Below are 26,805 nucleotides of genomic sequence, written 5' to 3'. Positions count from 1 at the left end.
CTATGAACTTTTTCAATGAATTGAAGTCGTTAGTCAAAGTAAATATTCGTGACTATGGCATGTACATTGCCCTCTTTGTAATTATGCTCACTTTCTCCATTATGACCGACGGACTTTTCATGTCTTCCCGCAATATAAGCAACCTACTGGATGCTACTGGTTATATTGCTGTATTGGCAGTCGGCATGACGCTTGTTATCGTCATTCGGCACATCGACTTATCCGTCGGGTTTGCAGCCGGATTTCTTGGCGCGATCACGGCGATTCTTCTCACCCAAGTAGGATTACCAATTTATTTGACCATTCCTATTATTCTTGTTCTCGGAATTGTTATCGGTCTTTTTAATGGTGTGCTAGTCGCGCAAATCGGAATTCCTTCTTTTGTCGCTTCTCTTGCGGGGATGCTCATCTTTAGGGGAGCGCTGCTGCAGGTGACCGAAAAAACCGGAACGATTATTATCAAGGACGATCACTTTAATGCGATCGGTAACGGATTTATTCCTTCTATTATCCAAGTAAACGGTTTGCACTTGCTCTCTTTAATTGTGGGTGTACTGGGTATTTTATTATACATTTACAGCGAAATATCCACGCGCAGAAACAAGCTCAAGTACAAATTTGAAGTTGTTTCCAAAGGGATTTTCACACTGAAATTGCTGTTCGTTTCAGCAATCATTGCGTATATTACCTGGATTTTAGCTGGCTATAACGGTTTTTCATGGACGGTAGTGATTATGTTGGTGGTTGTTGTCGTCTATCACTTCCTCACAACGAAAACAGTGCTTGGCAGACATATTTATGCTGTGGGCAGTAATCCGGAAGCCGCGCATCTTAGCGGAATCAACGTTAAAAAAATTACGTACATTGTATTCGGTTCAATGGGAATGCTTGCGGCCCTTTCAGGGATCCTGTTCACCTCGCGTTTGCAATCGGCTACAACAACTGCAGGAACATTGTTCGAGCTTGATGCCATTGCAGCCGCTTATGTCGGGGGTGTATCCTCTGCAGGCGGTGTCGGTAAAGTGACGGGAGCGATTATCGGAGCGATCGTTATGGCTTCCCTATCCAGCGGGATGAACCTCCTTGGAGTCGGAATCTCCTACCAGTACATGATTCGGGGTGGCGTATTGGCTGGAGCGGTTATCTTTGACGTTATGACTCGAAAAAAAGGAAGTTAGTTTTACTATTCTCTTAGAGTTCAGAACTGGATCATTGCAAAGGTTAAACAACAGAGGGACTCAATGTAGTTCCTCTGTTTGTTTTCGGAAGAGATTATAGAGTCGGTTGCATACTACAATATCTGCTCAGCCGGGGCACAATGAGTGAGACCAGCCGAAAGTATTGAACAATTTTTGTAAATAAATGATATTATTAGAATAGTATATTATTGGGAAAAGGAGACACTTCTCTTGAGAAAAACAGGCATAATCGTACTCTGCTCCTTATGCGTCATCCTTTGTTATTTTACGGCCATATCCGCAAAAAAAGTGTTTCGCTCCGATTGGCAATTGCCTCGGACGTCAGACCAAAAGCAGGCGAAATATCGCCTTGTTCTGATTACTCAAGAGCTGGAGACGCCATTCTGGGATAATGTCGGCTTAGGCGCGCTTAAGCAAGCGAAGAAGGAGGGAGCGAGCCTTGAGGTATGGGGGAGTTACGGACACAACCAAGAGGAATTTTTAAAAAAGATGGAAATCGCTATTCATTCGAAAGTGGACGGCATTATCGTACAGGGCCTTGATACGGACGAGTTCAATAACTTGACGAAAACGAAAGCCGCTTTCTACGGCATCCCCATTATCACCGTGGCTAATGACGTGCCGATGGAGGAAAGTCTTAGAAGAACATACGTCGGTTCTAATCAGTATTTGGCGGGAGAGATGATTGCTAGGCAGCTGTTGTCCGACATGGCGCCGCTGGAAAAGTCATCCTCATGTGCGACAGTCACCAGGAGTATTTTCAGAAGCAGCGGCTGAAAGGTATTCAAGACGTTTTGAAGGAATACCCCAACGTCCGTATGATATATGCGGAAACGGCTGATTCAAGGGAGCAGGTAATCGCGATTACACAGGATTTGTTGAACCAGTGGCCTAATGTTGATGCCTTTATAGCCGTTAATGCAAATAGCGCGGGGGCAATGATTCAAGAAATTGGCAGGCGCTCTCAGGTCGAGCCTTATCACATCTATTCATTCGACGATGGTCCCGAATCTTTGTCGCTACTTATGCAAGGAAAACTCGACGCGATGATTGAACAATCCCCTGAGATGATGGGGAAAATCAGTGTAAGTCTAATCATGAAATGGCTGAGAGGGAAGTCGGTTCCTCTCGATATGAACGGTTATCTCACCGATATTCGGATATTGAAAGCGTCGGACTTGCGATGAACAGAATTCAAAGGAAAATATGGATGCTCGCCACGATCGTTCTGTTCATCATGGCGGCTATTTGGATAACGCTTACATACTACAACCAGAAAACACAAAATCAATATAATGATATTCTCCAGCGGTATATACGCTTGAACGAAGTGACGACCGCGAGCCAGCAGATGATAATGGATCTGAACAACTACTTGATTAAACCGTCTCCAGCTAACCTTGAGCAGTTTGCCCTGAGCAAGGAGAAAATTCGAAACGCTAAATACGATGTTTTCGTTCTAAGGAACGCAGAGAATGATTTCGCATTGACCAACTATATCAACCTGATTGATAGTTTGATTGAAACAACTGACCGGTCCATCATGTTCCAGTCGGAGAAAGAAACAGAGGCTTCCGCGAAAGAGTTCTCGGAAGCAACGCGCATCTCAAAATATATTTCCGAGATGACGCTCACCTTGCTCGACACAGAGCTGAAGACGTATGACCGCTTCTATCGCGGTATAATCGAGCAATCCGTAGAAATAAAAAAGCTGGGCATCTGGCTGATGCTGCTGATTACATTCCTTCTGTTGGTGATCACGTATTGGTTCTCGTTAAGTATTACGAGACCGGTACTTAAGCTGACTCAGGCGGCCAACGAGTTGTCGAGAGGCAGGTTCGATTTGCAGATTGAGGTGAAGTCTAATGACGAAATCTCCTTTCTCGCCAAGACATTCGATCGTATGCGTATCAACATTAATAATCTTATTTCGGAAATTCAGGAGAAGGCACAACTCGAGCGTGAACTCCAGCAGAACAAACTCCTTCTGCAGGAAAGTCAGCTTCGCAGCCTGCAAAGCCAAATCAATCCACATTTTTTGTTTAATACGCTCAATACACTTTCCAAGAAGGCTTATTTGGAAGGATCTGAAGAAACAAGCGAATTGCTCGTGAGCGTAGCAGGGTTATTGCGGTACAACTTAAAGCGAATAGACAGGTCTGTTACTCTCTATGAAGAAATTATCGTTTTGCAGCAATATATGGATATCCAAATGGCGAGGTTTACCGAACGCCTCCAATTCCATATGGAAATCGACGAGTCCTGCATGCATGTGGAGCTCCCGAGTCTAACCTTGCAGCCGATTGTCGAAAATGCTGTGATTCATGGGATCGAACCCAAGGAGGAAGGCGGAGTCATTTGGTTCCGCATTATAGATGGAGCTGACAGGGTGACAATTGAGATTGAAGACGATGGACTGGGGATACCGGAACATAAAATCCAGCAAATTCTGGAGGAGCATAACATCCAAACGGAAGGACATTCGACTGGGATTGGATTCAGTAACGTCGTCAAGCGGCTTCGTCTTTTCTATGGTTATGAAGATGTGATAGATATCGAAAGCGGTAAGGGGCACGGCACGAAGGTTGTGTTGAAAATACCGAAAATAAGGAGAACCGAGAAGCATGATAAAGCTCCTGATTGTGGATGACGAACAAATCGAGCGGGACGGGCTGCAGGCGATTTTGCAGAGGCGTATCCAGAGCTCGTTATCGAACAAGCAAAAAACGGAAGAGTCGCCGTACAGATGGCCGGAGTATTCAAACCAAATTTGATTTTAATGGATATCAAGATGCCGGGAATGAACGGTCTTGAAGCAGTCGAACGAATAAGTGCAGAATATCCTGACATCAAATTCGTAATGATCACGGCTTTTGATACATTCGATTTCGCGCGCCAAGCGATAAAGCTTGGCGTTAAGGATTATTTGCTTAAACCGAGCAAAGCAAACGAAATCGTTGCGACGGTTGGGAAGGTGCTTAAGGAGAGCGAAGATGAGCGGAAGTTGGTTGCGATAAGCAAAATTCAACAAGACTCACTGCAAAAAGCGCTGACACTCGTTGAAACCGACGTCGTTACGCAGCTGCTGTTCGATCATGTACACGAGGTGCACTTAGACATGCTCGTCGAGATGTTGGACATCCGCTCAACAAACGAGAAGTTTGTGATGATCGTTATGCTGCCGGAAGGCTCGGAAAAATTCTATTCCGCGATAAAAGAGAAAATTAGGCAAACGAGAAGCGGATGGGTCGGCGCATTGTACTGCCGCCAGCTTCCGATAATCGTTTTCCGGGAACCGGATAAATCGTTCCGTTCCCAAGCCATTTTTCTTGCTAAGGAGATTCTCTCGATAGCAAAATCCGACTTAGAAGCTGGCTGGTTTGTCGGTATCGGGAACATATGTGGTTCATTGGATCAAATCAGGCAATCTTATCAGGAATCACTAATCGCTACTATGGATACGACGCTTCCTGTTAAATACCGTTTTTATGTGGATGTACCTGTTTTAGGCGCCGTGTCCGATGGGCAACTGACAAAACAACGGGAAAAGCAGTTCTTCGATCAAATCCGGCTAGGACAATGGGAACAAGTCCGTATGTATATTATGAATATAATTCAACGTTACGAGAACGAAGGTGCCAATCTGGTACAAACACAGCAACGCGTGCTGGAATTGCTCTGGATCTCATCACGAGTGATGAGCGAAATGGGCGTTGAAATGGACACGCCACTCTATTCTTTCCAAGCCCAAGATTGTCGGCAGCTGCGCACCGAAACAGGTCATCTGCTTGACCGAATGAGGCAGTCTTACGTGGAGCATTATGATCGGCTGGAGGCAGATACGATTCATCAGATTAAACAATATATTATCGAGCACTCCCACGAGGATATTTCTCTGGACGCATTAGGGAAGAAAGTGGGCTTAAGCCCTATTTATATTAGTAAAATATTCAAGGAGAAGCTCGGAGTCAATTATATCGATTTTTTGACTGAATGCCGCATTGAAAAAGCAAAGAAGCTGATGGGTGATCCTGAGAAAAGCATAAAGGAAATTACATACGAGGTAGGCTATCACGAACCGAACTATTTTAGCAAGGTGTTCAAAAAAATGTGTGGCGCTTCGCCGAAGGAGTACCGGAAGACATTGTTGGGCAAAAAAGCTGACGGCTGGTGAGATTTTACGGAAAAGGAGAGTGGAGAATGGGGAGTGTTTTCATCCAAGTTAGGCTAATTCTGCTCACATTAGTACTGATCTGCGCTGTCGCGGCTTGCGAAAAAGATGGAGAACGTACTCTCGGGCAGGCGAGTACAACAAAGCTGTCACAATCTCAAAAGTCTAGCAGCAAGGAAGCGTTACCGGAGAAAAAGATCAAAATCGGCTTCTCTATGGATACTTTACTTGAGGAACGCTGGCTGAAGGACAGGGATCTGTTTAAAGAGGCGGTGGAAGCGGTTGGCGCGGAAGTGGAGATTATGGCGGCGAATGGCGATGACGCTTTACAAATTTCACAAGCTGAAACTATGATTAGCCAAGGCGTCGATCTCCTCGTTGTCGTTCCTCACAATGCCGAGGCAACTGCAACGATCGTCAATAAAGCCCACTTGGCCTGTATTAAGGTGCTCGCATACGATCGACTGATTAAAAATGCTAATATCGACTTGTACGTTTCCTTCGACAATGAACAGGTAGGGGAACTGCAAGCAAAAGCGATCACAAAATTGGTTCCTAAAGGGAAATATGTATACATTGGAGGAGCCGTTACGGACAATAATGCCCATTTATTCAAAAAGGGCGTCTTCAACGTGCTTCAGCCGTTAATAGACAAGGGTGACATTAAGGTAGTATTTGATCAATGGACAAAGGACTGGACCCCTGCAAATGCATTGGTGAACATGAAAGCCGCTCTGAAAGCCAATGATAATCGAATCGATGCAGTCATCGCCGCCAATGACGCAACAGCTGGCGGCGTTATCCAGGCACTCGAGGAGCAGGGACTCGCAGGCAAAATCCCAGTCGCTGGTCAAGACGCTGAGCTTGCGGCCGCGCAGCGGATCGTCGAAGGTACTCAGACGATGACCGTTTATAAGCCGATCAGCACGTTAACAAAAAAAGCAGCTGAGCTTGCGGTTAAGCTGGCAAAAGGCGAAAACTTAGATGCGGACAGGAAAGTGAACAACGGGAAGATCGAAGTGCCGTCCGTTTTACTCTCTCCGATAGCGGTCGATAAGTTCAATATCGACGAGACAATCATCGCGGATGGCTTCCATTCCAGGCAAGATGTTTATAAGACGCACTAAAATAAACTTCCACATCAATCAGACCGTCAGGGATTCAAATTCTTGGCGTTTCATGCACCTAAACAGAACAAGTCGCTTACACAGAAAAGCCAAGCTGAAGGTATCCAGCTTGGCTTTTTAAGATGTCGTCTATTGTAAAATAAGTCTTCATTTGTTAATAAGTAGGTTGCATAGGACGATATTGGGGAAAATGGAAAAAATAATTTTACATTTGTTCAAATTTGATTTAACATTTGTTCAGGATAACTGTTATAGTTAAATTGAAAAAAATGAAAGCGTTTACCCATAAAGTGAAATTATTTCTATTTAACTGTTGTTAATGTGAGTGCTGCTTAATAAAAACTAAAAATGCAATTTCTAATTTTAATAGAATTGAAAATCTGCTATTGCTTAAATTGAAGGAGGGGAAGGTTGTGTAAAAGTATTTTCACAACAAAAGGATATGAGTTTCGTTGGGTTATTTCTTTCAGGTGCAGTCTTATTTTTAAATAGTCTTATGCTATTAGGAAAGGCAGACGCAAAGAGTGTTGGCATCTTTAATATTTTCGTTGGAACACTTCAGATGGTCATCCCGTTTTATTTAATTGTCAATTCTAATCAAGACAATTGGGATCTATATAATAATGCAGCCATATTTTTATTTGGATTAACGTATTTATACGTTGGGGTAACCTTATTGAAAGGCCTTGAGGGAAATGGCCTTGGCTGGTTTTGTTTATGGGTCTCTATTGTTGCCATTGTTTATACGTTTACATCCATTTTTCACTTTCATGATGCAGTCAATGCACTGACATGGGGAATGTGGGCATTTTTATGGTTCCTATTCTTTTTGGCTAATACCCTTAAAAAGAAAATTGACTATTATATTGGTTTTGTTGCATTTATACAATCATGGGTTACCCTTACAATACCAGCATTGCTCTATTTTTTAGGTGTATGGAATACGCCATCTCTTTATCAAATCTGGTTCTACGTTTTAATACTATCTATTTTGTGTTTTGTTGTTGGACTTTTTAAATTGAAATTTTCATTTAAAAACGAGAATAGTGTTAAAAAGCTTAAAGCAATTTAACCAAAACTCCTCATATACTTCACTTAAAGGCAGCTTTCCCAAGGGAGTTGCCTTTTTGGCTTATCAGACTTTACTTGGCTAAGTCTTTCTAATATTCAATAGCAAAAGAGAAGGCGGATAAAATAAAAACCCCTGGTGTTATCACTATATAAAGTGATAACACCAGGGGCAGGCACATGTTAATATGATTAACGAATGCCTTTCATTAGTTCCTGAATTTTAGGTGATAGCATTAATAGGATAATTCCTAATACAATTGATACTCCGCCAATTACACCAAAATAGGTAGTTTCAGTTTCTGGAGTATAAAACTTTACCATTTGTGCATTGAGTGCCTGTGCAGCAGCACTAGCCAAAAACCATAAGCTCATTGTTTGTGACGAGAATGCCTTTGGAGCTAACTTTGTAGTTGCTGATAAACCAACAGGAGAAAGAAGCAACTCACCAAACACACAAACTAAATAACTAAGAACTAGCCATAATGGGTTTACTAGTGAATGGGATCCCCCGAGATAACCTGGCAAAAGAATCACAATGAAAGATAAACCTGAGAATAGTAATGATAAAGAAAACTTTTGTGGAACCGTAGGTTGGCGTTTTCCTAATTTTACCCAAATCCATGCGAATATTGGTGCAAATGTAATAATAAATAAAGGATTTAACGACTGGAACCAAGCAGGTTGAATGTGGATGCCTGCAAAGTTTAATTGTGTACGTTTGTCAGCATAGGCTGCAAGGATTGTTGATCCCTGTTCCTGGATTGCCCAGAACATAACAGCTGCAAGAAATAAAGGAATATATGCAATTATGCGCGAACGCTCAACATCTGTTGTTTTAGGGCTTCGGTACATAACGATAAAATACGTTGTTGGAATTAAAATACCCAAAATAGTCACAATATTGATAAAGCTTTCAAAAGTTAAAAGTCCTTTTGGAATTAAAATAGCACAAATGATAGCTATAATGGCAATGCCTAATCCAATAAAGGTGAATGGCTTCTTCTTTTCAACTGCTGACAATTGATTGTAAACCATTGTGCCGGCAAGGCCTAAATTCTTTTTCTTTGTTAATACAAAAACTAAAAGTCCGAGGAACATACCTACAGCAGCAATACCAAACCCTAAATGGAAACTGTAATCCATTACTGAGCCAATGATGAGCGGAGATAAAAATGCTCCAAGATTAATACTCATGTAAAAGATAGTGAAACCTGCATCACGGCGCTCGTCCTGCTCGCTGTACAATTCACCCACGACTGTTGAAACGTTAGGCTTTAATAAGCCTGTCCCAAGGACAATTAGGACCATGGAAACAAAAAACATAGCTATACTGCCTGGAATAGCCAGAGCAATATGTCCGAGCATGATTAAAACTCCACCATAAAATACTGCCTTTGATGTTCCGAAAATCCGGTCAGCCAGCCAGCCGCCAATTACTCCGGACATGTAAACCAATGATCCATAAATGGACATGATGGAAAGCGCGAGGTTTTGGTCCATTCCAAGGCCGCCCTTGGATAAACTATAGTACATATAGTATACGAGAATAGCTCTCATTCCATAATAGGAAAAGCGCTCCCAAAATTCCGTGAAAAACAGTGTGATAAGTCCTTTTGGATGGCCAAAAATCCTTTTTGAGGCACACTATCCACAATTTTCTGTCTATTAAGATTTGACATGAAATAACCTCCTTTTTTACTATATTATAATACTTATTAAAGTCGGAATATGTCAAAAACTATTTTTGGTAAATAAGTTGTAAATGTTTACATTCCTTGATAACACTATGTTTTCGTGACTTTACTTTAAAAAAGTAAGTTTTTTCAGAATAATATATTTATTATGAAAAAGCTTACTTTTTTGCTAATGTAAGATTCGAAACAAGTAAAATTTTCGTTATTTTCGAATGTTGACATATAAAAAAATTGTAAGTTACCAGTTGAAATGGAAAGTACTAAAAATCGTAATAATAGGAGAAAAACCATGAAAGAACAGTTTTATGATGAAATGCTGAATATAAAAACACGGGGAGACCAGAAGGGGTTCAACAAAACATTACATTATCACCGTTATGAGCCCACTCCATATAGTGCACTGGAACAATTGTTTGCACAATATGAATTGAAAAGCAGTGATCGTATTGTTGATTTTGGATGCGGAAAAGGGCGGTTAAACTTCTATATTAACTATTTATATAATACTACTTCTATAGGTGTAGAAATGAACGAAGCTTTCTATCAGGAGGCACTTAAAAATAGAACTAGTTATTTGAATAAATATAGAAAAGGTCATCACAACATCCATTTTCATTGTTGTCTTGCACAAGAGTACCCTATTGATGTTTCAGATAATCGATTCTACTTTTTCAATCCCTTTTCCATCCAAATTTTTATGAATATCATAAACAATATTTTGATATCAGTTGAAAAATCAGTGCGGGACGTAGAGCTGGTTTTATATTATCCATCAGAGGATTATATATTTTTTTTAGAAAACCAAACCTCAATTGAATTAAAACAGGAGATTATGCTGCCAGGCTTATATGAACATAATTCTTTTGAAAGATTTAGTATCTATCGATTGGCATGAAGTGAGCCATTTTACCAGGCTCTTATAGGCTTAAGTAGCCATGTTTACAAATTTATAAAAAATTAATCAAACGTTTGATTGATTTTTTATAAAGAAAAAAGGCAGCCCGAGCTAATTACGGAGCCGACTTTTGTCTTTTTTTAGGAAATAATAAAATTAAATAATGTGGATACCTTCTACCAAGTTTTATTAATCTAGCTCCAGCGCCCAGCCCCTCGGGGTCATAAGCCAAATCACTTCAGAAATCAGGATTTCCTGCGTGATTCGTCTTATGCATGTCGGGGCTAACCAGGGCACTTGCGCCTTTTGTTTTTATGTGTTCATTTTTTAAGTTCTCTGCTGATATAAGAGGCAGATACCCAGCCAGTGGTTCCATCGGCCAGCAGGATATTGTACCAGGAGCCAGTACTGTCCATGACAGGTGTTCCGTCATTATTTAACATGATCGATACATAATCATTCATATTTAATTTAGACTTTATATTCTCATTAATAGCGGTAGTTGGTGTTGAACGGACGTTTAGCGTATCAATAGTCCGCCCTAAATTTTGAACAGAAAAGTAAGTTCGGTAATCATAAAATTTAATATCATCTGTCCAATATATGGTGTTATCCACCATTACTTTAACCCATTTATCGTTTGTTTTTTCGAGTAGGAGGAAGTTTGATCCCTTATTAATTGTTTTAACAGCATCATGGATTCCCTTACTGGTATTTAGAATTAGGTCTTTATTTGCTATGGAAAGGATATTTGATGGAAATATATCACTGCCTTCAGGAATGATAGGCCGCGATGGAGTATTCGTATCTATTGCGGCCTGGCTATAATATGTTTTATCGTAAGACAATATTTTTTCCATATGCCCTGCTATTGCTTTTCCCCAGTTAGGGTCGCTTGCGTAATAAAAATTCATTCCCTCACTATTGGCTCCTATCCGGATATTATTCATATCCTTCGTACTGAAACCAAGATAGGGCCCTTTATGATATATGTAACTAGGGTTGAGGTAGGTAGTTTTTATTTCACGAGCAATATAGTCAATGCAAAGGTCGACACTCGCAAACCGGTAAGCACCGATATACGGGCTCTGATCCACTGCTCCAAATCCAAAAAGATTATTTTTGCCTAATGCAATTTGGGATGTTCCGAAGGCGCTCTCATGGATAGCATGTGCAGCCAAGTAAAGGGAATTAACACCATACTTCCTTCCTGCATCAATGAAGGCTTGTCCTTTTCCAGTCAATACACTTGCTTTTCCCTTCGCATTCACATAGGCAGATATATAGTCATTGATTTGATTTGCTGTAACAGGCGATTGTGTTCGTAAATCTATAAATTGATAGCTATCCCTGCCTGTAAGGGGATCGCCGGTTTTCACCTGTTTAATAGATGTGCCAGGCACATAGCCTGATTTGCCGGCAGATGTGACTTTATACCATCCATTGGATGTTTTGTAGCTCGCCATGATGATTTTTGCACTTGGAATGGTTTCGAGTACGGTTGAAAATTCATCAGGTGTTTGATTCAAATTGATTGCAGTAGTAGTGACAAACGTTGTATCTTGGATTTTTTCTTCTGGTACATCATTCAGTTTGGAAAAATCACCTATATAGAAATATCCGGAAACACCATTGAAAGTAATGGTATACCAATCTCCAATCCGACTATCAGAAATGACTAGAGTATCCTTAGGAATGACAGTCAGCTTCTGGTGCCCATCCCCATATGAATGATACACATAAGTATCGATAGTGGCTTTGAAGGTGGATTGCGGAAGTGCTGAAAAAGTATTTTCACTTACATCACTGTTTTTTACAAATAATACCTGATCGTTAAATGATATTTGATACCATGTTTCCCCTAGACTATTCAAAGCTTTTTGTGTAGATGCAAATCCATTGTTTCTTCCAATCGTGTATATTTCCTTTTTGCTCGAATCAGGAGTTGAATAGAGCTTTGCCGATTTATTCGTAAAATAAAAAGTTTCATTTGTTTTCATAGTTTGATAGGTTACTTCGTTATTTTTTAATAAATCACCCGCGTAAATATACCCCGAAACTTTATTAATGGTAACACTGTACCATTCCCCGATTTTTTTAAAGGAAGAAACAATGCTTCCTTGAGGGATTTTAACAAGCTTCTTATTAGCGTTTCCATAGGACGCGAACAAGTAAGTGTCAACCTTCGCCTTAAATCTGGTTTCCGAAAAAGAAGAGAGAGGTTTTTCAGTTACATTATTGCTGTTCACATATAAAAGTTTACCGTTATATGAAATGCGATACCAGGTCTGACCAAGGCTATTGATTACTTTTTGTGTAGAAGCAAAACCGTTATTCCCGCCAATTTTATAAACTTCTTTTCTTTTGGTGTCAGGTGTGGAATAAAGCTTGGCAGGACTTTTTATAAAATAGTACTTCATGGCCGTCGCGGAATATTGGTTAAATTCCTTGAGGAAAGCTGAGCTTACCCAGCCTATTTTAGTAATATTTTTTCGATTAACTTTATATGTGTAAGCCACTTTGTACCAGATGCCGATTCTTTCCGTTGAGGTCACTGTTTTTCCTTTAGGAATATTTAAAAAAGATCTATATGTTGTTCCGGCACCAGACCGCAATACTAAATTGGCCGTGGTTTGAAAGGTTATTTTACTTGTTTTTATTATCGAACTGGCCTCGGCTGCCCCTACACCAAATACATTGCCTGGAATGGCTGATGCCCCTGCTAAAATACTTGTCGATAATAGAATCGCTTTGCCAAAATTCTTCATATAAACACCGTTCCCAGTCTATGTAATATCATTTGCAAATCCTTGACTAAATCAACCTATTAATTACAAACTATACCATAAAATACTAGAAAGATGAGGAAAAGAAAAGCAGATTTAACGGATTCTTGGAGATGGAAGATTCCAAAGATTTAATGAAGAAATAATGGGGACAAAAAAGCAGGATGGCCTTTTTGCATAGCCATCCTGTTCGGTTCTATTAATTTGATCGGCCTTTGCCGGAAAAAAGCTTACTCAATTATTCCCATACGAATCGCTTTAACGGCTACTTCCGTGCGATTTCGTGCATTCAGCCGTTTCATAATACTTGAAATATAATCTCTAACGGTGAATTCACTTAAATAGAGTTTTACTGCTGCCTCAGAGGTGGAGGCCCCATCTGCAAGAAGCTTGATTATTTCTATTTCTCTTTGTGTCAGGGAAATGGTATTTACTTTTAATTCTTGTGAATTTAGATCAGCTTCAATGAATTTGGATAATAACTCTCCAGAGCTCTGTCCGAATTTCATTAAGGCAGGAAGCAGGCTTCTATCCAACGGGAAATGTATCCCAGGTCCCTGATCAAGAACTGCCCCTCCAATTATTTTACCTTCTGAAGGTACATAAATAGGCACAATTATTAACGAGCCCAGGCTAAATGTTTTAATGTATTTTTCCGGAAAGTCGGTTTGGGCATCAGGAATGTATATGGGCTGAAAATTTTTCATTTCATGTCCCTGAGATTTTAATTTAACCATGCTGTTATTTAGGATGGGTATATTTGTTATTTGTTCCGAGATGGCCTTTATTTCTTCGTTTATTAAGTGATGTCCATGAAGTCCAATCACAACACTGTCTGTATTCGAAAATTTAAACAGTGCACAACGTTCAAAAGGTAAAAAATAGCCAAAACCGAAGCAAATATTTTCAATGGATTCTTTAAAATTTTGCGAACGCAGGACCCATTCGGCAAATAATATAACCGCATCCTTCCATTGAATGAATAAAGAAGGTGCTTTTAATTTCATATTCCATATATCTTCCATATTTGAATCCCTTTTGTCTAAGGGATAAAGCATGGCTTCACTTATTTTTGAAAAAAAATAATGTATAGAAGGATGTAATTTAGATGAAAAGGCAATACGCGATTTAAGGATTTTGTGGGCTGAATTTTCTAATAAATTCAAATGGAATAGTAATGCTTCCGGCTGGGGGGAAGTACCAAACCTGAAATTCCATTCATACTGTAAATTCTCTAACAGCTTATTGACATGAGTGAGGTCCTGACTGGAAGATTGCAAAATGGATAAAAGATATTCACTAATAAATTGAAAAACTGGAATAGACTTTTTATTCGTTTTTATAAGAGAATCATTGATTAGGTCCCATTCATTTAACAGGTCTTCCTTATAAACACTTAACAAATTCACGGCATCATTTAAGAGACTATTCAAATGGTTATTTAAGGATTGAGACAAAGTAATCCCTCTTTCAAGAATTTGCAAATAACCTGATTCTATTTACCTGTATATAATTCTTTTAGGGTTGGATAAAATCCTGCATTTTTTTTGGTTTTTCAAGCTTTTTCTGCAAATGATTGTCCCTATGATAAATTAGTAGGATAAAGTTCCTACAAATGTAGGTATTAACTTATTCGATGAATTAACATAAAATTGTGACAAAATAACGAAAGCGATTACATCCTAAACTCTTTCGTCATTTCAAAAAAATAAAGGGGGAAAAAGAATGAATTTAGCAACAGAAGCAGTGATTGTTGGGGGACAAACAATCAAGAAAAAATTAATTATGGCTCTTGTTGGAGGCTTTTTGTTATTGGGATCACTTCTCACTGTTTATGGAATCAATGGAGTAGCTTATGCAGCGCCGATAAGCGGGTTTGGGGAGTTTACTGTAAAATTTAATAAATTGGTGGGAACTAATTTTAAACTTTATGGAGGAATGGCGAACGGAGCAAAAGTGAAGAACCTTCCAGTCGCTGTAAACGAAATGGATCATGCAACGATTACTGGTTTAGAGATTTCCAAGGATATTCCTGCACTGGGTATCAGAGTCGTAATCACTTCAGACCAGCCAGTTCAAATCGATGGACTTATTCAAAAGGCTACATTGATCAATGGCAGTGCAACCTTCAATAACCTTACTATGTCTGAAAATTACGTTGGTGATATTGCTGATCCAATGCAGGCAGTAGCTCAAGAATTCACTCAGGGTGCAAATACAATCACAATCGAAAATGGGGATTTGAAAACACTTTATCTTTTCCAAAGAACAGTTTCTCTGCCAGGTATGAAGGTATACTTTGAGAAATTAAACTAAAAAAATTTTTCATCATAGAAAATTGAGTAAGGATGATAAATATGGGGACTACTTATTCAAAACGCCAAAGATTTAAGGATTGGAGAGCGAGGCAGCCTTTTGGGGGGCGACGCTTACTCTCCTTTCGGCCTGATTATTTTATGGGTACCGCTCAAGCTATATGAAGTGGCTGTTGCACCAGGGAGTATTTTGTTTGTTGGTTTCTTTTTAGGTGGATTAGTACTGTTAATGGGGGTATTGTCCTTTTTGATGCCAAAGCTCTCCACTCTCTTAGGTATATTAGCTATCTTTGCCGCTGTATTATCTATCATGGGGGCATTAGGGGGATTCCTGATTGGTACAATCCTTGGCATAGTGGGCGGTGCCATGTGCATAGCCTGGAAACCTGAACTTGCTATTCCGGGATCCAATGATCAATTTATTCCGAAAAATGATGTCACTATTGAAATCGCCTCTGGAAAAGAAATGACAGCAGAATAAAAAACAGCATATAATCAGTAATTGCAGAAATGGTGATATATTTTGGCAACCTGGAACAAATCATTTAAATTAGCTATTATTTGCATTTTTATTATTGGAGGCCTATTTACTTTTACGAGGGATAGCCTAGCAACGAATTCTGCCTTCATAGGTTTTATTATTGAAGCTGACCAAATGGAAGGAACATTGAAAAACCTTGCGATGGTGACCGGCCAAACGGCAGAACAGAAAAGCCAGCAGATGCTGGAAATGGAATTTCAAGATGCCCGGGCAGATGGTCTGGTAATAAATAAGGTTTTCAGCACTCCTAAAGGTTTAGTGACAGTAAAAATGTCAGCGAAGGATACGGCGGTTTTTAACCATATAAAGCTCGATGTGACAAATGCTGAGTTCAGTGAGGCTTTTAAACCGCAGGTTGGCAATATAGGGTTCAAAAACGTCAAACTGTTAACCCATCTCCAAACATCTGATAGTGCAAATCTATCCGAGTTTAATATCAGTTTCAACGAGGGGGAAGAAATGTGGATGACCTCGGACAGTGAGGAAACTCTGATTCAAAAGAAACAAATGCTGGAAGGTTTGCTGCTGAAACTAAATCCATAAATTGTAATGCTTCTGTCACCTAACGTCTCTTTTGAAAAAGGAGGCGTTTTTTGTATCTAGGAATCTCGGTATTTTAATGCCAAGAGGTACAAAACAAAATCGCATTGTACTAGTAAAAGGACTTGTAGAACTATATTTTAAAAATAAAATGATAAAAACAAATAAGCATTTTAAACATTAAAAAATTAAAGGTAAGTAAAAAGGGTTAATATTCCGAGGTTCGAAAGAAATAAAAAAAAATGATGTCACAATTGTTATTAAATTCTTATTATTGTAATATTAAATAAAATCAGAAAAAATTACATTAGAGTAGTCAGGCAGGTGGGTATAAATTGAGTGAAAATCCAATTCTTCAAATAAAGGATTTAAAAGTATCATTTCAGTCGAGAAAAAAATGGATTCCTGCTGTTGATGGAATCAGCTTTGATTTGAAAGATGGTGAAATCCTCGGGATAGTAGGGGAATCAGGCAGTGGGAAAAGTGTTACCTCACTGACGGCAATGGGGCTTATTCCAACACCTCCCGGCAAGATTGAGAACGGTGAAATTATTTTTGAAGGCAGGGACTTGACTGGTTTATCGGAAAAAGAGTGGCGGAAAATACGCGGAAACCAAATTTCGATGATTTTTCAGGAGCCCATGACTTCATTGAATCCACTGTTTACAATTGGGAACCAGCTTGTAGAGGCCATCCGGCTGCATACGAAACTATCCAAGGCAGAAGCAAAGGTTCGAAGTATTGAACTGCTTAAATTAGTTGGAATACCAAGGGCGGAAGGAATCCTTAGCGAATATCCACACCAGTTATCAGGGGGGATGCGACAGAGGGTAATGATTGCAATGGCAATGGCCTGCAATCCTAAAGTGCTGATTGCGGACGAGCCCACAACAGCTCTTGATGTAACGATCCAGGCGCAAATCCTCGCATTAATGAAGGATTTGAACAAAAAAACAGACACTTCCATTATCCTGATTACACATGATTTAGGTGTTGTCGCGGAAATTTGTGAGCGGGTTATTGTTATGTATTCAGGACAGATAGTCGAACAGGGAGACGTTCGTACCATACTCAAAAATCCTCAGCATCCCTATACGAAGGGGCTGTTGAAGTCAGTACCGGATTTAAGAGGTAAAAAGGACCGCCTTTACAGTATTCCGGGAAGCGTACCAGCACCGGGAACAATCCAAAAAGGCTGCCGATTTGCAGCAAGATGTAACGAGGTTTTTGGGCGATGCCATGAAGAATCACCAGATTTATATAAATCAGTAATAGAGGGACATGAAGTGAGATGTTTCTTACATACAGTAAAAGAAAGGAGTGACGAGCATGTCGGAGTTACTTCTTGAGGTCTCAGGGCTTAAAAAGTATTTTCCTATCACAGGTGGTCTTTTTGGCAGTAAAAAGGGAGAAGTCAAAGCAGTAGATGATGTTTCATTCTTTGTCAATAAAGGAGAAACCCTTGGAATCGTAGGAGAGAGCGGCTGCGGCAAGTCTACAACAGGCGCCTTCTTATGAGGCTAATAGAAGCCAGTGATGGAAGAGTCATTTTTGAAGATAAAGAGATTACAAGAATGTCAAATACGGAGCTTAGAAAAATTCGCCGGGACATTCAAATGGTGTTCCAGGATCCTTATGCCTCGTTAAATCCAAGGCATTCGGTAGAACAAATTCTAGAAGAGCCTCTCATTGTCCATGGAATCGGGACGAAAGAGGAGCGAAGAAAAAGGGTAAGGGAGATGCTCGAGGTTGTTGGCTTAAGCAGTTACCATGCCAGAAGATATCCTCACCAGTTCAGTGGAGGACAACGACAGCGGATTGGAATAGCGAAAGCATTAATGACCAAACCGAAACTGATTATCGCAGACGAGCCGGTATCCGCGCTTGATGTTTCCATCCAGGCCAGGTCCTCAACCTGATGAAGGATATCCAAAAGGAATTTGGACTCACCTACATATTTATCGCGCATGACTTGGGAGTGGTTCGCCATATTAGCGACCGGGTTGGGGTTATGTACTTAGGCAGATTAATCGAGCTGGCGGAGAGTGAGGAATTGTATGAAAATCCAATGCATCCTTATACCCAGGCACTCCTTTCCGCAGTACCAATCCCCGATCCCGATATTAAGAGGGAAACCATCTTAATCCAGGGGGAGCTGCCGAGTCCGGCAAACCCTCCAACCGGGTGCGCATTCCATACAAGATGTTCCCAATGTATGGATATCTGTAAGACAACCAGGCCAGTGGAACGTAATTTGAATGGTCATTATGTGGCATGTCACTTGTATAACGAGTAGAGTGCTGCGTTTATGATAAAAAAAATATAAAAATGGGGGTAAAAGAGCACATGAAGAAAACGTGGAAATTGCTGTTGATTTCAATGCTTGCGATCAGTTTGTTCCTGGTTGGATGCAACAGCAAAACAAATGAAAATGCTAAAGGGAATAAAGACAATGGCTCCAGCAGTACACCTAAAAAGGACACATTGGTATTTGCCCGTGGTGGGGATTCAACTTCACTTGACCCAATCACTACAACAGAGGGTGAAACATTTAAAGTTACAGACAACATTTTTGAAAATCTTATTTCCTATGGCGAACAGGATACTACTTTACACCCAGGCCTTGCTGAAAAATGGGAGGTTACTCCGGATGGACTAACGTATACATTCCATTTGCGACAGGGAGTAAAGTTCCATGATGGTACAGATTTCAATGCAGATGCAGTTGTCTTCAACTTTGACCGCTGGATGAACGGCGATGCCGATAAATTCCCTTACTATACAATGTTCGGTGGTTATAAGGCTGACGAAGGACATGTTATTAAGGAAGTTAAAGCACTTGATGCAAACACAGTTCAATTCGTTTTAAAAAGACCTCAGGCACCATTTTTAAAGAACCTTGCAATGTCCCCATTCGGAATTGCCAGCCCAACGGCGGTTAAAGCTGAAGGAGACAAATTCAGGGAGAAGCCAGTTGGAACAGGTCCATTCAAGTTTGTTGAATGGAAGCAAAATGACCGTATCGTTCTTGAAAAGAACCCGGATTACTGGCAAAAAGGATTACCTAAGCTGAACAAAGTTATTTTCCGTGTTATCCCGGAAAATACTGCAAGATTGAATGCACTCTCAAATGGGGAAATAGACTTGATGGATGGCCTTAACAATTCTGATGAAGCGTCTGTCAAATCTAATGATAAGCTTCAAGTTATTGAACGCCCTTCAATGAACGTTGGTTACCTAGGCTTCACGACAAACCGTAAGCCATTTGACAACAAGCTTGTACGCCAGGCATTGAACCATGCAATCGATAAAAAGTCGATCATCGCTTCTTTCTACAACGGCAAGGCGATTCCGGCGAAAAATCCAATGCCACCTTCAATTTCAGGCTATAACGATGATATCGAAGAATATGACTACAATTTGGATAAAGCAAAAGAACTATTAAAAGAAGCAGGATATGAAAAAGGATTCACAATGGATTTATGGGCTATGCCTGTAGCACGTCTCTACATGCCAGAAGCACAAAAGGTAGCAGAGGTTATCCAGGAGAGCTTCAGTAAGATTGGCGTTAAAGCAAATATTAAATCTGTTGACTGGGCGACCTATTTGGATAAAGCAGCTAAAGGCGAATTTGACGCCTACATGCTGGGTTGGACAGGCGACAACGGAGATGCTGATAACTTCCTTTACACGCTTCTTGATAAGGACAGCATTGGAGCCAATAACTATTCTTACTACAAAAACGATCAGCTTCATGACATTCTGATTAAAGCGCAGACAGAAACTGACGAGGAAAAGCGTAACGAGCTATATAAACAAGCTCAAGTGATTATCCATGATGATGCTCCTTGGGTTCCGCTTGTACACTCAAGACCACTATTGGCTGCAGCAAAAGACCTTACAGGTTATGTTCCGCATCCAACAGGTTCTGAAGCACTTACAAACGTTGAATTCAAATAATTTCAGCCGAAAGGGGAGCGCTGTCTCCCCTTTTGCTGGTAAATAAGATCTTAGTAGATTCAAAGAAAAAGAGGTGAGAGGGTTGCTTACTTATTCGGTCCGCCGTGTGCTTTCACTAATACCAGTTTTATTTGGAATGACACTCGTCGTATTTGCCATCATACATGCAATTCCAGGGAATCCTGCCCAAGTAATCCTTGGACAAAGGGCAACAAAAGAGGCAATTGCAACATTAACAGAACAATTGGGGTTGAACCACCCTTGGTACATACAGTATGTCGATTATTTAAATTCATTGATTCACGGAGATTTAGGAATTTCGATGAGGACAAGAGGCCTATAAATGAAGAAATCTGGCCATATCTCGCAGCAACCTTGGAATTGACCGTCGTTGCCATGATTATCGCGGTAATCATTGGAGTGAACGCAGGGATTATCAGCGCCTGGTTCTCAAATTCCTGGTTTGATTATGCGGCGATGGTTTTGGCACTTGTTGGAGTTTCGCTGCCGATATTTTGGCTTGGTTTAATGGGACAGTGGATTTTCTCTATTGAACTTGGCTGGCTGCCGACGACAGGCAGGGAAGATGTCAGGGATCCCGTCAGCGCAATTACGAATCTTTATTTAATTGATACCCTCCTGCAAGGCAGATTTGACCAGTTTGGACAGGTATTAAAGCATATCATCCTGCCAAGTCTTGCGCTTGCAACGATTCCGATGGCCATCATAGCCAGAATGACGCGCTCCACTATGCTGGAGGTCATGAAATCGGACTATATCCGTACAGCAAGGGCTAAAGGCCTTAAAATGTTCTGGGTAGTATATAAGCATTCTTTGAAAAATGCCATTATTCCCGTGCTTACAATTATTGGTTTACAGACCGGACTTCTTTTAGGAGGAGCGATTTTAACAGAGACAATCTTTGGCTGGCCTGGAATCAGGAAGATATTTATACGATGCGATTGGGTACCGTGATTATCCTGTTATCCAATCAGGAATTTTAATCATTGCAGCCATCTTCGTAATGATTAATTTAATTGTTGATCTCTTGTATGCCTTTGTAGATCCTAGAATCAAATACAACAAATAAAACAAGGAGGGATCATAAGTGGCTGAATTAGCAAAAAACACCGCAGAAATTCCAGCAATAAAAGCAGACGATGAACTGGCATCCCCCTGGATGGAAGCATGGCAGGCTTTTTGTAAAAATAGGCTGGCATTAGTTGGTTTGGGAATTGTAATCTTTTTTATCATTGTGGCTATCATTGCACCCTTAATCGCGCCATTCAGCTTCAAGGAGCAGCAGTTGACGGAACGGTTGATGGGCCCATCGGGCAAGCATTGGTTTGGAACAGATGATTTTGGACGGGATATTTTCTCGCGTATTGTTTATGGCGCAAGAATTTCTTTATGGGTAGGATTATTCTCGGTCATTGCATCAGCCGTGGCAGGGACATTGCTTGGTATTGTTGCAGGATATTACGGTCGGTGGGTAGACACCCTTATTTCACGGATTTTTGATATCATGCTGGCGTTCCCGAGCATCCTTTTGGCTATTGCAGTTGTAGCCATCCTTGGACCGTCTCTGCAAAATGCCTTGATTGCAATCGCAGTGATCAATATTCCTAACTTCGGAAGACTCGTACGCTCTAAAGTGTTAAGTGTAAAACAGGAAGAATATATAATGTCTGCACGGGCAGTGGGAATGAAGGATACAAGAATTCTCTTAAGCCATATATTGCCAAATAGTATTACACCCGTCATTGTTCAGGCGACTTTAGCGATTGCAACTGCCATCATAGAAGCCGCTGCGCTAGGCTTCCTTGGTTTAGGAGCACAGGCGCCTACACCGGAATGGGGCAAAATGCTTTCAGATTCCAAGCAATACCTGGTACAGGCACCATGGACGCTGTTCTTTCCAGGAATCGCGATCATGCTGACAGTTCTTGGCTTTAATTTAATGGGCGATGGATTGCGTGACGTACTCGACCCGAAAATGAAACAATAGGAGACTCTACAGGAGTCTCCTATTTTTTTCGTTTTTTTAGGCAGAAATATTAGCGATTATACATTTTTGTGAATAACTATAAAAGGTGAAGATATAACGAATATAAGAATATCAAATAATTTTCAAAATTATCTTATGTTTATATTGTATAAATATAAAAATACAATTATAATAATTCAATAGTTAGACTCTGGAGGGAAAAAAGTGAAAGCAGCCATTGTTGGAGGGACAGGATACAGTGCTCTTGAGTTAATAAGAATAATAAACAGGCATCCTTATATTGAACTAGGAATGATCATATCCAATTCAAATGCAGGAACCGGTTTTAGTCAAATCTTTCCGCATTCGGCCAACATTATTGAAAACACGATGGAATCATTCGATGTTGATAAAATATGCGGTAATGCCGAAATGGTATTTCTGGCCACTCCATCAGGCATCAGTAAAAATCTCATACCTCAATTACTCGATAAGGGTATAAAATGCATTGATTTATCAGGAGATTTCAGGTTGAAATCACCATCCGCTTATGAAAAATGGTATAAACATTCACCGGTTGAGGAGAAATATCTTGATCGTGCTGTTTACGGATTGAGCGAGCTTTATCCTGAAAAGATTAAAAATTCTGACCTCATTGCCAATCCGGGGTGTTATCCAACAGCATCATTGCTCGGGTTGATGCCGATTATTAAAAATCAGCTTGCTGACTGCCAATCTATCATTATTGATGCAAAATCCGGTGTGTCTGGAGCGGGCAGAAGCGTTTCAATAGCTTCCCATTATGCGGAAGTGAATGAGAATCTGAGGGCGTATAAATTAGGAGCGCACCAGCACATTCCGGAAATAGAACAAGTGCTGGGAGATGAAAGCGGAGAGCGGATAACTATCTCATTTAGTACTCATTTAGTTCCTATGACAAGAGGGATTATGAGCACCATTTATGTAAAGATGAAAGCTCCGATTTCCAATCTGGAGGTAATAGATCTTTACAGGCAATTTTATCAGGATCATCCTTTCGTACGAATAAGGCCGGAGGGCAATTTTCCATCAACGAAAGAAGTTTCAGGCAGCAATTATTGTGACATTGGGCTGAATTATGATTCCCGTACGGGGAGACTCACGATTGTTTCAGTTATCGATAATTTGATAAAAGGGGCCAGGCGCAGGCAATTCAAAACGCCAATTTGATAAATGGATGGGATATCCAGACAGGGCTAAACGACCTGCCGATATTTCCTTAAAATAGAAAGGATGCATGAATGGTGCCGCTAAAATTAAATGATGAAATGATTATATTAGAAAAAGAAAGGCCCACCTTGCCAAAAGGGTTTAAAGCTGGTGGGATGCACTGCGGGATAAAAAGAAAAAGGCTGGACCTTGGCTATCTTGTCTCTGAAGTACCGGCAGCAGCAGCAGGTGTATACACAACGAACACTTTTCAGGCAGCTCCCTTAATTGTTACACAGAAAAGTATTGCGGTTGAAAAGAAAGTCTCTGCCATTTTAGTAAACTCGGGAAATGCGAATGCCTGCACAGGGGAACAAGGATTATTGGATGCATATGAAATGCAAAAGGAATTTGCCAAGGAGCTTGGGGTGGAGAATCATCTTGTTGCTGTAACGTCTACCGGAGTCATCGGCGAATTGCTGCCTATGGACTGTATAAAAACAGGAATTAAACAGCTGCTGCAAACAGAACATGAAGATGAAAATAAGTTTATGCAAGCCATTTTAACAACCGATACGTGCACAAAAAATATTGCCGTCGAGATTGAAATTGACGGAAAGCGAGTGAAAATCGGGGGTGCTGCAAAGGGTTCGGGAATGATTCATCCCAATATGGCCACTATGCTCGCCTTCATTACGACCGATGCAAATATAGAACAAGATGAACTGTTATTGGCTTTAAGAGAAGTGACGAACAGGACTTTCAATATGATAACGGTTGATGGCGATACCAGTACAAATGATATGGTTCTTGTTATGGCGAACGGCCTTGCAGGCAATGATAAATTGACTGATAGCCATCCGGACTGGGATACATTCGTCAGCGGCTTAAAGTATGTTTGTGAATCACTGGCCAAACAGATTGCGAGAGATGGTGAAGGAGCGACAAAGCTGATTGAGGTCCAGGTAAATGGGGCTGCCAATACGGAAGACGCCCGGGCAATTGGAAAATCTATCATTTCCTCCAATCTCGTGAAAACGGCCAGTCTATGGAACAGACCCGAACTGGGGAAGAATTGTGTCAGCTGTCGGATATAGCGGAGTTACAGTTAATACTGCAGAAATAAGTGTTTCAATAGGCCCTATCTTGTTTTCGAAAATGGTCTTCCCTGTGAATTTGAAGAGTCGGACGTAAAGAATTATCTACAGCATGAAACGATCGATATTCTGGTGAAATTGAAACAGGGTGAAGGTACTGCAAAGGCATGGGGATGCGATTTAACCTATGATTACGTCAAAATTAACGCATCCTACAGAACTTAGGGTGGGGGTATAGCGATGAACTGCCTTGTTATTAAATGCGGAGGAAGCATTTTTGAGAAACTGCCAAAGACGTTTTACGAAGATATTGTTTCACTGAGCCAAGCCGGGGCATGGACACCTATTATCGTCCATGGCGGTGGGCCCTTAATTACGAATCTATTAAACAGCTTTAATATAGAGACCTCTTTTGTGAATGGTCTAAGGGTAACAAGCAATGCCGTTTTAGATGTTGTGGAAATGGTTTTAAGCGGAGTGGTCAACAAACAGGTGGTCCGCCATTTAATGGCGGCTGGCGGGAATGCGGTAGGAATTAGTGGAATTGATGGCGGATTGCTGATGGCACAGCCGGTTGATGAATCTGAGCAGCTTGGATTTGTCGGGGATGTTGTGGAGGTGAATTCGAGGATGATTGAAAATCTGTTTATAGAAGGATATATACCTGTTATCTCACCTATTGGTATTGACAGCAATGGACAACGTTACAACATTAACGGGGATATTGCAGCATCTGCCATAGCTAAAGCCCTGGGTGCCAATCTTTGTTTTATTAGTGATATTCCCGGAATCATGGCTGAACAAAATGGAGTAAAGGTAAAACTAGATAGAGCGTGTCGTACTGAAGTTTTGGAAATGATCGATAATGGAGCGATTTGGGGCGGAATGATTCCAAAAGTGAAAGCAGCACTCAACGGCCTGTTCCATAATGTCAGGGAGGCAGCCATTATTAATGGGCTGGAGCCTCATAGCCTGATAGATTACTGTAATGGTTTGGATATCGGCACTAAGATTGTTTTAGAAAAGGAGATTGGAAATGGCTAACAATACTTCAATTCAATTATCCCCACTAATGAATACATACGCACGTTTCCCGCTAACACTTGCAGAGGGAAAAGGCAGTTATGTTTGGGATATAAATGCAGATAAATATTTAGATTTCACTTCGGGAATTGCTGTGTGCAATCTGGGGCATGCACCTGAACCTGTGAAAGAAGCATTGGAAAATCAGCTAAAAAAAATCTGGCATACTTCTAATCTCTACCACATTCCTGGACAAAAAAAGCTAGCTGAGCTGCTTGTTGAAAACAGCTGCGGCGACCGAGTATTTTTTTGCAACAGTGGAGCGGAAGCAAATGAGGCAGCCATCAAACTGGCAAGACGATATTCGCAAAAGATCAAAGGGACAGATTCTGTTGAAATTATCACCTTTAAGCAATCGTTTCATGGCAGAACGATGGCAACATTGTCTGCTACAGGCCAGGAAAAAATACAGGATGGTTTTTTTCCATTAGTGCCAGGTTTTCAATATTTGCCGTACAACGATATGGAGGCACTGGAACAACTTGAAGAATTGGCGCCATGTGCAGTCATGCTTGAACTAGTACAGGGTGAGGGCGGAGTAATTCCAGCGGACGAGAAATGGGTTAAAGCATTAAGCGATATATGCACTGAAAAAGGTATCCTGCTTATGGTTGATGAGATACAGACTGGAATAGGCAGAACAGGTAAGCTTTTTGCATATGAGCATTACGGCATTGAGCCGGATGTAATCAGCATTGCAAAGGGATTGGGATCTGGCTTTCCAATTGGGGCAATTATTGCGAAAGAAGAGGCAGCTCGGGGGTTTGAGCCCGGCAGCCATGGCAGTACCTTTGGCGGCAATCCGCTGGCAGTTACGGCAGGGCTGGCGACTTTAAACACAATTCTTTCAGGAAATATTCTGGAGGAAGCAGCTAAACTTGGAGACTACCTTCATAACAAGTTATTTGAGCTTAAGAAAAAATTAGGTTCAATAAGAGAAATTCGCGGAATTGGGCTCCTGATAGGAATAGTTGTCGAAGGAAATGCACTGGATATTGTTAATAAAGCGTTACAGCAAAAAACGCTTATACTAACAGCTGGCCCAAATGTTATCCGAATTTTGCCGCCATTAACATCAACAAAAGAAGAAATAAACAGCTTCATCGATACGATGGAAATAGTGCTTCAAAGCAATTAGAGAAACGGGAGTG

16 protein-coding genes and 7 pseudogenes are annotated in these 26,805 nt (G+C 40.7%); 20 read left to right on the top strand and 3 right to left on the bottom strand.

Translation table 11 applies throughout. From position 1 onward, the window contains the following. Positions 1 to 2 precede the first annotated feature (2 nt). From RCG23_RS08195 to RCG23_RS08170, 6 genes and pseudogenes are all read left to right on the top strand, one after another. Positions 3 to 1,178, top strand: a complete 1,176-nt coding sequence (locus RCG23_RS08195) for a sugar ABC transporter permease (RefSeq protein WP_308179302.1) — start codon at positions 3 to 5, stop codon at positions 1,176 to 1,178. A gap of 231 nt (positions 1,179 to 1,409) precedes the next feature. Next, a pseudogene (locus tag RCG23_RS08190) lies at positions 1,410 to 2,386 on the top strand (sugar ABC transporter substrate-binding protein). Further along, positions 2,383 to 3,849, top strand: coding sequence for a sensor histidine kinase (locus tag RCG23_RS08185; protein WP_308180002.1), 1,467 nt, complete (start codon positions 2,383 to 2,385; stop codon positions 3,847 to 3,849). Before RCG23_RS08190 ends, RCG23_RS08185 begins: the two are co-directional and overlap by 4 nt. Then, a pseudogene (locus RCG23_RS08180) lies at positions 3,824 to 5,373 on the top strand (response regulator). The gene RCG23_RS08185 and the pseudogene RCG23_RS08180 overlap by 26 nt, the downstream one beginning before the upstream one ends. Positions 5,374 to 5,399: 26 nt before the next feature. Further along, positions 5,400 to 6,497, top strand: coding sequence for a D-xylose ABC transporter substrate-binding protein (gene xylF / locus RCG23_RS08175; RefSeq protein ID WP_308179301.1), 1,098 nt, complete (start codon positions 5,400 to 5,402; stop codon positions 6,495 to 6,497). A 442-nt stretch (positions 6,498 to 6,939) separates the two neighbouring features. Then, positions 6,940 to 7,569, top strand: a complete 630-nt coding sequence (locus RCG23_RS08170; protein ID WP_308179300.1) for an AmiS/UreI family transporter — start codon at positions 6,940 to 6,942, stop codon at positions 7,567 to 7,569. 188 nt (positions 7,570 to 7,757) lie between these two features. Here RCG23_RS08170 and RCG23_RS08165 read toward each other — a convergent pair. After that, positions 7,758 to 9,247, bottom strand: a pseudogene (locus RCG23_RS08165) (peptide MFS transporter). Between the two features lie 304 nt (positions 9,248 to 9,551). Between RCG23_RS08165 and RCG23_RS08160 the strand changes: the two are divergent. After that, complete coding sequence (locus RCG23_RS08160) at positions 9,552 to 10,157, top strand: methyltransferase (RefSeq protein WP_308179299.1); 606 nt, start codon at positions 9,552 to 9,554, stop codon at positions 10,155 to 10,157. Between the two features lie 320 nt (positions 10,158 to 10,477). Here RCG23_RS08160 and RCG23_RS08155 read toward each other — a convergent pair whose 3' ends face one another. Further along, positions 10,478 to 12,925, bottom strand: coding sequence for an SH3 domain-containing protein (locus tag RCG23_RS08155; protein ID WP_308179298.1), 2,448 nt, complete (start codon positions 12,923 to 12,925; stop codon positions 10,478 to 10,480). A 248-nt stretch (positions 12,926 to 13,173) separates the two neighbouring features. Continuing rightward, entirely contained in the window at positions 13,174 to 14,400 is a 1,227-nt protein-coding gene (locus RCG23_RS08150; RefSeq protein ID WP_308179297.1) for a LuxR C-terminal-related transcriptional regulator, read from the bottom strand. 268 nt (positions 14,401 to 14,668) lie between these two features. Here RCG23_RS08150 and RCG23_RS08145 point away from each other — a divergent pair, with 268 nt between their 5' ends. From RCG23_RS08145 to RCG23_RS08090, 13 genes and pseudogenes are all read left to right on the top strand, one after another. After that, a complete protein-coding gene (locus RCG23_RS08145; protein ID WP_308179296.1) occupies positions 14,669 to 15,259 on the top strand; it encodes a DUF6230 family protein in 591 nt (196 codons plus the stop codon). A gap of 99 nt (positions 15,260 to 15,358) precedes the next feature. Next, positions 15,359 to 15,739 carry a DUF6114 domain-containing protein gene (locus RCG23_RS08140; protein ID WP_308179295.1) on the top strand — a complete coding sequence of 127 codons (381 nt, stop codon included), beginning with the start codon at positions 15,359 to 15,361 and terminating at the stop codon, positions 15,737 to 15,739. Between the two features lie 42 nt (positions 15,740 to 15,781). Then, positions 15,782 to 16,342 carry a hypothetical protein gene (locus RCG23_RS08135; protein ID WP_308179294.1) on the top strand — a complete coding sequence of 187 codons (561 nt, stop codon included), beginning with the start codon at positions 15,782 to 15,784 and terminating at the stop codon, positions 16,340 to 16,342. 332 nt (positions 16,343 to 16,674) lie between these two features. Continuing rightward, on the top strand, positions 16,675 to 17,688 hold the full coding sequence (locus RCG23_RS08130; protein ID WP_308179293.1) for an ABC transporter ATP-binding protein: 1,014 nt from the start codon (positions 16,675 to 16,677) through the stop codon (positions 17,686 to 17,688). Further along, a pseudogene (locus RCG23_RS08125) lies at positions 17,669 to 18,635 on the top strand (ABC transporter ATP-binding protein). Before RCG23_RS08130 ends, RCG23_RS08125 begins: the two are co-directional and overlap by 20 nt. A 50-nt stretch (positions 18,636 to 18,685) precedes the next feature. After that, on the top strand, positions 18,686 to 20,299 hold the full coding sequence (locus RCG23_RS08120) for an ABC transporter substrate-binding protein (RefSeq protein ID WP_308179292.1): 1,614 nt from the start codon (positions 18,686 to 18,688) through the stop codon (positions 20,297 to 20,299). An 82-nt stretch (positions 20,300 to 20,381) separates the two neighbouring features. Beyond that, positions 20,382 to 21,389, top strand: a pseudogene (locus tag RCG23_RS08115) (ABC transporter permease). A gap of 18 nt (positions 21,390 to 21,407) precedes the next feature. Next, the gene (nikC, locus tag RCG23_RS08110; RefSeq protein ID WP_308179291.1) at positions 21,408 to 22,307 is read left to right on the top strand and encodes a nickel transporter permease; all 900 of its coding nucleotides are present in this window, start codon (positions 21,408 to 21,410) and stop codon (positions 22,305 to 22,307) included. A 204-nt stretch (positions 22,308 to 22,511) separates the two neighbouring features. After that, positions 22,512 to 23,548: pseudogene (gene argC, locus RCG23_RS08105) on the top strand (N-acetyl-gamma-glutamyl-phosphate reductase). Between the two features lie 18 nt (positions 23,549 to 23,566). Further along, on the top strand, positions 23,567 to 24,571 hold the full coding sequence (gene argJ, locus RCG23_RS08100; RefSeq protein ID WP_374049817.1) for a bifunctional ornithine acetyltransferase/N-acetylglutamate synthase: 1,005 nt from the start codon (positions 23,567 to 23,569) through the stop codon (positions 24,569 to 24,571). After that, positions 24,552 to 24,796: pseudogene (locus RCG23_RS25925) on the top strand (bifunctional ornithine acetyltransferase/N-acetylglutamate synthase). Before argJ ends, RCG23_RS25925 begins: the two are co-directional and overlap by 20 nt. 15 nt (positions 24,797 to 24,811) lie before the next feature. Beyond that, entirely contained in the window at positions 24,812 to 25,615 is an 804-nt protein-coding gene (argB, locus tag RCG23_RS08095; protein WP_308179290.1) for an acetylglutamate kinase, read from the top strand. After that, positions 25,608 to 26,792, top strand: a complete 1,185-nt coding sequence (locus tag RCG23_RS08090; protein ID WP_308179289.1) for an acetylornithine transaminase — start codon at positions 25,608 to 25,610, stop codon at positions 26,790 to 26,792. The genes argB and RCG23_RS08090 overlap by 8 nt, the downstream gene beginning before the upstream one ends. The last annotated feature ends 13 nt before the right edge of the window (positions 26,793 to 26,805 follow it).

The organism is Neobacillus sp. PS3-34, assembly GCF_030915465.1.
GTDB lineage: Bacteria > Bacillota > Bacilli > Bacillales > Cytobacillaceae > Neobacillus_A.
The sequence above is the reverse complement of the archived record's forward strand: the minus strand, read 5'-3'. Positions and strand labels throughout refer to the sequence as shown.